The sequence below is a fragment of the Aquidulcibacter paucihalophilus genome (genome assembly GCF_002105465.1).
Classification (GTDB): Bacteria; Pseudomonadota; Alphaproteobacteria; order Caulobacterales; family Aquidulcibacteraceae; genus Aquidulcibacter; species Aquidulcibacter paucihalophilus.
This window is the reverse complement of sequence record NZ_NCSQ01000120.1, coordinates 1-1,586: the sequence shown is the minus strand read 5'-3', so window position 1 is coordinate 1,586 and position 1,586 is coordinate 1. Positions and strand designations below refer to the sequence as shown.

The following is a 1,586-nucleotide window of genomic DNA, read 5'->3' as shown; positions in this document are numbered from 1 at the left end:
GATATTGTTGAAAAACTCGTCGTTGTCAGGGTTTGCGGGTCATGATTCACTGGTTTCATTGATTTGCGGGGGATCTGGTGATGATGGGACATCAAGAAGTATCGGCCCAGTTGTTTTATGACTTTCAGATTGAGGATCATGTTCCAGCTGACCATATTCTGCGGCGCATTGATGCTCATTTAGATCTTGAGAGCGTTCGTTCGGCCCTGAAGCCTTATTATAGCAACACGGGGCGGCCATCGATTGATCCTGATTTAATGATGCGGATGCTGATCGTGGGCTATGCAATGGGCATCAGGTCAGAACGTAGATTGTGCGAGGAGGTCCACCTTAACCTTGCCTATCGCTTGTTCTGCAAGCTTGGCCTAGACGGCAAAGTTCCTGATCACTCGAGTTTCTCCAAGAACCGCCATGGTCGGTTTCGCGAGAGTGATGTATTGCGCCATCTCTTTGAGACAGTGGTTGCACGTTGCCTGTCAGAGGGACTTGTTGGCGGTGAAGGCTTTGCGGTTGACGCGAGTCTAATCGCGGCCGACGCCAACAAGCAGCGCTCCGTGTCGGGTGAGCAATGGCGATCTGGGCAAGACATAGAGATGGCGGGACGCGCGGTCCAAGAATACCTGGCTGTTCTTGATCACGAGGCCTTTGGTGCAGCCTCACCGGTGCCACCAAAGTTTGTTGCAAAGTCCGATCCTGCTGCACAATGGACCGGTGCCCATAAAGGTCATGCCTTCTTTGCTTATGCGACTAACTATTTGATCGATACCGATCACGGCGTCATTGTCGATGTTGAAGCTACACGCGCAATTCGCCAGGCTGAAGTTGGCGCATCGCGCACGATGATTGATCGTACCGAAGCTCGATTTGGCCTAAAGCCAAGTTATCTGGCAGCCGATAGCGCTTATGGCTCAGCTCATAACCTAGCTTGGTTGGTGAAAGAGCGCGATATCGCACCTCATATTCCTGTCTTCGACCAGTCCATACGAACAGACGGAACATTCTCGCGATCTGACTTTACTTGGGAACCCGAAAGAGACCGCTATACCTGTCCCGCTGGCAAAGAGTTGGTGCAGTTCCATCGCACTTACCAAACGCCACGATCGGGCATCACCAAAGCCGGCCAAAGACTATATCGAGCGAGCACAAAAGACTGCCGTGTCTGCCCGCTCAAAGAACAATGCTGTCCCAAGGCCACAGTTCGAAAAATCCCCCGCGACCTCAACGAAGACTCCCGCGATGTCGCCCGCCTCATCGCAACCACGCCCGCCTATGCCAGATCACGTGATCGCCGCAAGAAAGTCGAGATGCTCTTTGCTCACCTCAAACGTATCCTCAAAATGGGCCGGCTAAGGCTCCGTGGCCCAAACGGTGCCAGAGACGAGTTCCTGCTCGCGGCAACAGCCCAAAACTTGCGAAAACTAGCCAAGCTGCGACCAAATCCACATAAACGACCAGCCTTTGCTGCCTAATCTACCTCAAAAGAGGCACTCCACCGACCTTTAAGCGAAAATCGACCAGCAGTCGCAAACCAACCGCGCTGCCCAAGCACCCAATCTCGTCTAAACTTCTAGTTTTTCAACAATATC

General features: G+C 52.6%; 1 protein-coding gene. It reads left to right on the top strand.

The window, feature by feature from the left end:
* The first annotated feature begins 80 nt into the window (after window positions 1-80).
* The gene (locus B7364_RS08350; RefSeq protein WP_085339547.1) at window positions 81-1,469 is read left to right on the top strand and encodes a transposase; all 1,389 of its coding nucleotides are present in this window, start codon (window positions 81-83) and stop codon (window positions 1,467-1,469) included.
* The last annotated feature ends 117 nt before the right edge of the window (window positions 1,470-1,586 follow it).